This window comes from Mesorhizobium sp. M7A.F.Ca.CA.004.04.2.1 (genome assembly GCF_004022825.1).
GTDB lineage: Bacteria > Pseudomonadota > Alphaproteobacteria > Rhizobiales > Rhizobiaceae > Mesorhizobium.
In genome coordinates this window covers 1-6,136 of the sequence record NZ_RZPH01000280.1, presented here as the reverse complement: position 1 = coordinate 6,136, position 6,136 = coordinate 1, and the positions used below count along the sequence as shown (strand labels likewise).

Sequence of the window (6,136 nt, the reverse complement as noted above, 5' to 3'; positions counted from 1 at the left end):
GGGATGACGCGCGCGGCAAACAGAAGCTTGCCCGACGAGTGCGACTTGCCCTTGTCATGGTCGAAGAAGACGCCCGGCGAGCGGTGCATCTGCGAGACGATGACGCGCTCGGTGCCGTTGACGATGAAGGTGCCGTTCAAGGTCATGAGCGGCATGTCGCCCATGTAGACGTCCTGCTCCTTGATGTCCTTGATGGACTTGGCGCCGGTATCCTCGTCGATATCGAACACGATGAGGCGCAGCGTCACCTTCAGCGGCGCGGCATAGGTGAGGTCGCGCTGACGGCATTCGTCAACGTCGAATTTCGGTCCTTCGAACTCGTACTTCACGAACTCCAGCATCGAGGAGCCGGAAAAATCGGAGATCGGGAAAACCGACTTGAAAACAGCCTGCAGTCCCTCGTCCGGACGCCCGCCCTTGGGCTCCGCCACCATCAGGAATTGATCATAGGATGCCTTCTGAACCTCGATGAGGTTCGGCATCTCCGCAACTTCCGGGATCTTTCCGAAGAACTTGCGTACGCGTCTGCGGCCATTGAAAGTCTGGGTCTGGGCCATCGTCGCTCCTTAGCTCTAAACTCGGGACGAGCCTCGCCGCGGCTCGCCTTGCATTCTGGGCCACCTTGGCGGCAACCCTCTGTCTGTTTTCCCGGCGCCTGTCGGCGGCCGGCTAGAACGGGAGAAAACCCGTTTCCTGAAGGCCGGTTTTCGGCCCTCAGGAAAGAGGTTCTCGTAGATCTCGCGTTACGCGTGCTCCCTCCGGGCGAAGGGAGTGGCGGACGGCGCGAGGCCGCCCGCCGCTTTCACGATTACTTCAGGTCGACCTTGGCGCCGGCTGCTTCCAGCTGGGCCTTGAACTTGTCAGCGTCGGCCTTGGAAACGCCTTCCTTGACCGGCTTCGGAGCCGCTTCGACCAGATCCTTGGCTTCCTTGAGGCCAAGACCGGTGATGGCGCGGACTTCCTTGATGACGTTGATCTTCTGAGCGCCTGCCTCGGTGAGGACGACGTCGAATTCCGTCTTTTCCTCGACCGGAGCAGCAGCGGCCGCACCACCGCCAGCGGCGGCAACAGCCACCGGAGCAGCGGCGGAAACGCCCCACTTTTCTTCCAGAAGCTTCGACAGCTCGGCCGCCTCGAGGACGGTCAGCTTCGAAAGGTCGTCTACGATCTTTGCGAGATCAGCCATTGTTGTGTTCCTTCATAAGGTTCGAACGTGTGTTTGTGATAGCGAGGAACGGCCTCATGCCGCCTCGTCCTTCCGGGCGTAAGCGCCGATGACGCGCGCGACCGAGGCCGCTGGCGCATTGACGATCTGGGCGATCCGGGTTGCCGGCGTGGCGATCATGCCAACCAGCCTGGCGCGCAGCTCATCGAGCGACGGAAGTGTGGCGAGTGCCTTCACACCGTCGGCATTGAGCGAGGTGGTGCCCATTGCGCCGCCGAGAATGACGAGCTTGTCATTTCCCTTGGCGAAATCGGACGCGACCTTCGGCGCCGCAATCGGATCCTCCGAATAAGCAATCAGCGTCTGTCCCTTGAACAGCTCGATGATCGATGCGGAGTCCGTGCCCTGAAGAGCGATTTTGGCGAGACGGTTCTTCGCGACTTTGACGGTGCCACCGGCGGCGCGCATTTTCGACCGAAGGTCGTTCATTTGCGCGACGGTGATACCGGCGTAGTGGGCCACGACCACTGAACCTGCGTTCGAGAACGCACCGTTCAGGCCCGTGACGAGTTCGCGTTTTTCCGCTCTGTCCACTGCCTATCTCCAGTTGACCCCAATCCTGTTAACGGGAACATCCCATTGACGAGGACAGGCGTCGGGTTGCCTTTTGTCGGCCGGGCCATCCAGTAACGGATCTCCCGAACGACGCTCGAGGATCCTGCCCCCTTTCGCCACATCGACGGTCAAGCCGGCGATGCGCAGACAAAAGGCAAACACGGTTCGAACCTTTCATTGGAGCAATCGCTCCGTTGTCCGGTCTTCACCCGTCTCATGCAGGCCCAAATCGAATTAAGGCTTCTGGGCCGCCTGCAATCTCGGACAGGATGTCCGGAAACCTCTCGGCTTCCGGTACCGGGCCGCCAACTAGGTCGGAGGCCCGGAATTCTTTGCAGATCAGCCGTTTACCGGCCGATCTCGATCAAAACTTATCAGGACGCGTTGAGCGTCGCGACGTCGAGCTTGAGGCCCGGGCCCATCGTCGAGGTGACCGACACCTTCTTGACGTAGTTGCCCTTGGCGCCAGTCGGCTTTGCCTTGGTCACCGCATCGGCGAAGGCGCGGATGTTCTCTTCCAGGGCCTTGACGTCGAACGACACCTTGCCGACGCCGGCATGGACGATGCCAGCCTTCTCGACACGGAACTCGACGGCGCCGCCCTTGGATGCCTTGACGGCGGCGGCAACGTCGGTGGTGACGGTGCCGACCTTCGGGTTCGGCATCATGCCGCGCGGGCCGAGCACTTTGCCCAGACGACCGACGAGCGGCATCATGTCCGGCGTGGCGATGCAGCGATCAAAATCGATCGTGCCCTTCTGGACGATGTCGACCAGATCCTCGGCACCGACGATGTCGGCGCCGGCGGCGCGCGCTTCGTCGGCCTTGTCGCCACGGGCGAACACGGCGACACGCACCGAGCGGCCGGTGCCGTTCGGCAGGTTGACCACGCCGCGGACCATCTGGTCGGCATGGCGCGGGTCGACGCCGAGGTTCATGGCGACTTCGATGGTCTCATCGAACTTCACCGAGGAACGGTCCTTGAGCAGCTTCAGCGCATCGCCCAGGGCATAAGCCTTGTTGGGATCGATGCCTTCGCGGGTCTTCGATACGCGCTTTGCAATCTTTGCCATGATCTTAGCCCACCACTTCCAGACCCATCGAGCGGGCGGAGCCCTCGACCATGCGCATGGCCGCTTCGACGTCGTTTGCGTTCAGGTCTTTCATCTTCGCGGTGGCAATCTCGCGGACCTTGTCACGCGAAACCGTACCGGCCTTGACCTTGCCCGGCTCCTTGGAACCGGACGTCAGGTTCGCCGCCTTCTTCAGGAAGTAGCTCACCGGCGCCGTCTTCATGACGAAGGTGAAGGACTTGTCCTGATAGTAGGTGATGACGACCGGAACCGGCGATCCCTTTTCCATTTCCTGGGTCTGCGCGTTGAACGCCTTGCAGAATTCCATGATGTTGATGCCACGCTGACCAAGCGCCGGGCCGATCGGGGGAGACGGCGTCGCCGATCCCGCTTTCACCTGGAGCTTGAGCTGGCCTGCAATTTTCTTAGCCATCTCTTTTCCTGCCTTTGTCTATGCCGGTCATGCCGGCGGTTGCAGTCTGGTGGTGCGGTTCGCGCAGCCGGCTAAAGCCGCACTCGCCTCCCACCGTCTCAGGCCGCGCGCTTCCGCGCCGCCTCCCCTGATCGCCAAACCGGCGTCAGGGATTTCGGATCAGCCCTTTTCGACCTGTCCGAATTCCAGATCGACCGGCACGGCGCGCCCGAAGATCGAAACTTCCACCTTGAGCCGCGCCCGCTCCTCGTCCACTTCCTGGACGAAACCGTTGAACGACGCGAACGGACCATCCGAAACGCGGATCGCTTCGCCGATCTCGAACGTGACCGAGGGCTTGGGCCGCTCGACGCCTTCCTGCACCTGGTTCAGGATGCGCTGGGCTTCCGCCTCGGTGATCGGCACCGGCTTGGAGTCGCCCAGGAAGCCGGTGACCTTCGGTGTGTTCTTGACCAGCGAGAACACGGCGTCGGTCAAATTGGCCTTCAGCAGCACATAGCCCGGGAAGAACTTGCGCTCGGCATCGACCTTGCGGCCGCGGCGAACTTCGACGACCTTCTCGGTCGGAACCACGATCTGGTGGATGTCGGCGGACAGGCCCTTCTGCTTGGCCTTGTTCTCGATATCCTCGGCGACCTTCTTTTCAAAGTTCGAATAAGCGTGGACGATGTACCAGCGCGCGGTCATTTCAAGACTTCTCCGTAATCGCCGGACTTAGCGTCCGATGCCCAGAATCTGTTCGACCGCAAGGCCCATGAGCTGATCGGCGGTGAAGAAAAAGATCATCGCGATCACTGCGAAGGCCAGAACCATCACCGTCGAGATCATCGTTTCGCGTCGCGACGGCCAAGTCACCTTGGCGGTCTCCGCGCGAACCTGCTGGAGAAAGACGAAAGGATTTGTGGTTTTCGAAGCCATATGCCGCTCTGTCTTCAAGACCCGTTGGCCGGGTCTCCTGGATGATCCCGCTGGCCGGGACGTGCCGCCTGAGCCCAATCTCGCGCCGAATCAGCGCAATCATTTCGCCCATGCAAATCAGACGCGTAAAGCCGGTTTCCCAGCTCCACGCGTCGCGTGTCTGTTTCGTCTACATAAAACCGATTCTTGATCCACGCAAGTGGCAAGTCTCCGCTTTATGACCAAACACCGCCTCGGAACCATCCAGTCGTTCCGTCCCGGCTATGGCGCTCTTATGCCCCAATCGACCCTATATGGCAAGCGGGTCGCCGATTTTCAAAGGCCAGAGCATGGAAATATCGCTTTGAAACGCCATTTCGAAACGGCGAAACATTGCGTTGAATGCCATTCCAAGAAATGGCACGGGCAGCAGGGCTCGAACCTACGACCTGCGGTTTTGGAGACCGCCGCTCTACCAACTGAGCTATGCCCGTATCGTGCGCATGTCGGCGCAGAAGGCGCTTCCTAAAAGCTTCCGCACGCTCTGTAAAGAGCGGTTTGCAAGCAAACGCGCCTTAATCCCGACAAGGCCATCCGGGTCGATCCCAAGCTCCGGCCTGAAGTCGCCAGCGCGCGGTGGCGTGATTGAGAGAGACGTCGCCTGCCCTCTTCGATGTGGAGCGTCCTCAAGCGGCATTCGTGGCAGGCTGCGGTCGCCCGCGTGCAAGCCAAAGCGCCCAGCCGCATATCAGGAGTTCGCATGCGAACGTCCAGTGCAGCAAAAAGCTGAGCACCCAATTGCTGAAGTCCGCCGGTACAGTGACGAGTTCGAACGCCCGCCGATCGAATGGCATCAGCCACAATATCGGCGACGCCAGCGTATCGAGGACCATATGCAGCATGGCGGCGGCAAAGAAGGCAGCCGTGGCTGCCAGATACGAGCGGGCGCGCCAGCTGACGAATAGCAACGACAGCGCCCCTGCGGCCGCCCAGAACAGCGGCCAATGCGTCATATAGGAGTGATGGCGGGTGCGTCCGCCGTCGATGAAATGGAAATACAGCATATCGATATCGGGGATGACACTGCCGACTATGGCGGCCCCGACGATAGCCGGGCTGCCAGGCCACTGCCTGCGCATGAACGTTCCGAGAATATAGCCACTTGGAAGATGGGCGATCAGCATCTCGGGACCGTTCACGGTTGCAGGCCAGTGCAGCATTCCGCCCTATTGTGGCGTTATTCCGGATGCCTGCGCCCGATACGTTTCGTGCCGATCATGGTTTCGTACCGGTGGCTTATAGGGGCCGCCCGGCACGCCCCAACCCAGGCCGGCATCGATCCTCCGCCTGCCTGGCGCCGCCAGCAGCGACGATAGCGGAACAATCGGAAGCGGCTCAAGCTGCCTCATGCCCGGTTTCCGGCTCCGCCGCACACTACAATTTGGCCGGCGCATCAGCCTCGGCATTGGCGGAAGGCCGGATCCGGCAATTCTCGGGTCTTGGCACCGCCTCGCAAATGGTGGCACCGGTCAGCGCGTCGACCGATTGCAGGCCGGTCGTCAGGCCGACCTTCAGCATCATGCCGGGTTCCAGCCGGCGCTCGACCGAGCGCCGCTCGATCGCTGCGAACAGGGCGGGACCGATCGCCATCTCCTCGAGATAGGCCTTGACCATCTGCTTTTGCCCCATCGGGTAAAGGCTAAGCCGCGCCTGGGGACCGACAAACCGCCTGATGCCGCCGGCAAGCATCAGCGCGCAGGCCGAATCGCACTCCACGCCGGCATCGATGCTCAGCCCGGCATAGGCGCCCTCTTTGGCCAGGCAATTCCACGCCCCTGGGTCACAGCCGACGAAATCGGTGCGGCCAACGGCGACGTCGAGCTTCTTTTCATGGATAAGCCGTCCTGCCGCCAGGGCGCTGAGCAGGTCGCCTCCCCTCGAACTGATCACGAC

At 61.5% G+C, this 6,136-nt stretch carries 7 protein-coding genes, 1 tRNA gene and 2 pseudogenes; all 10 read right to left on the bottom strand.

Annotated features, from left to right (window positions below; genetic code table 11):
* Positions 1 to 557 (bottom strand): annotated as a pseudogene (locus EN893_RS14665) (DNA-directed RNA polymerase subunit beta); the annotation flags it as partial.
* Positions 558 to 808: 251 nt separating this feature from the next.
* A complete protein-coding gene (rplL, locus tag EN893_RS14660; RefSeq protein ID WP_023762907.1) occupies positions 809 to 1,186 on the bottom strand; it encodes a 50S ribosomal protein L7/L12 in 378 nt (125 codons plus the stop codon).
* Between the two features lie 54 nt (positions 1,187 to 1,240).
* Positions 1,241 to 1,759 carry a 50S ribosomal protein L10 gene (gene rplJ / locus EN893_RS14655; RefSeq protein WP_013531412.1) on the bottom strand — a complete coding sequence of 173 codons (519 nt, stop codon included), beginning with the start codon at positions 1,757 to 1,759 and terminating at the stop codon, positions 1,241 to 1,243.
* A 395-nt stretch (positions 1,760 to 2,154) separates the two neighbouring features.
* Positions 2,155 to 2,853, bottom strand: coding sequence for a 50S ribosomal protein L1 (rplA, locus tag EN893_RS14650; RefSeq protein ID WP_013531411.1), 699 nt, complete (start codon positions 2,851 to 2,853; stop codon positions 2,155 to 2,157).
* Positions 2,854 to 2,857: 4 nt separating this feature from the next.
* Complete coding sequence (gene rplK, locus EN893_RS14645) at positions 2,858 to 3,286, bottom strand: 50S ribosomal protein L11 (protein WP_013531410.1); 429 nt, start codon at positions 3,284 to 3,286, stop codon at positions 2,858 to 2,860.
* 159 nt (positions 3,287 to 3,445) lie between these two features.
* Complete coding sequence (nusG, locus tag EN893_RS14640; RefSeq protein WP_013531409.1) at positions 3,446 to 3,973, bottom strand: transcription termination/antitermination protein NusG; 528 nt, start codon at positions 3,971 to 3,973, stop codon at positions 3,446 to 3,448.
* Between the two features lie 27 nt (positions 3,974 to 4,000).
* Complete coding sequence (gene secE / locus EN893_RS14635) at positions 4,001 to 4,204, bottom strand: preprotein translocase subunit SecE (RefSeq protein WP_013531408.1); 204 nt, start codon at positions 4,202 to 4,204, stop codon at positions 4,001 to 4,003.
* A gap of 397 nt (positions 4,205 to 4,601) precedes the next feature.
* Positions 4,602 to 4,677 (bottom strand) — tRNA-Trp (locus tag EN893_RS14630).
* 192 nt (positions 4,678 to 4,869) lie between these two features.
* Positions 4,870 to 5,367 (bottom strand): metal-dependent hydrolase, encoded by a 498-nt coding sequence (locus tag EN893_RS14625; RefSeq protein ID WP_127268201.1) that lies wholly within the window; start codon positions 5,365 to 5,367, stop codon positions 4,870 to 4,872.
* A gap of 250 nt (positions 5,368 to 5,617) precedes the next feature.
* A pseudogene (locus tag EN893_RS14620) lies at positions 5,618 to 6,136 on the bottom strand (hypothetical protein); the annotation flags it as partial.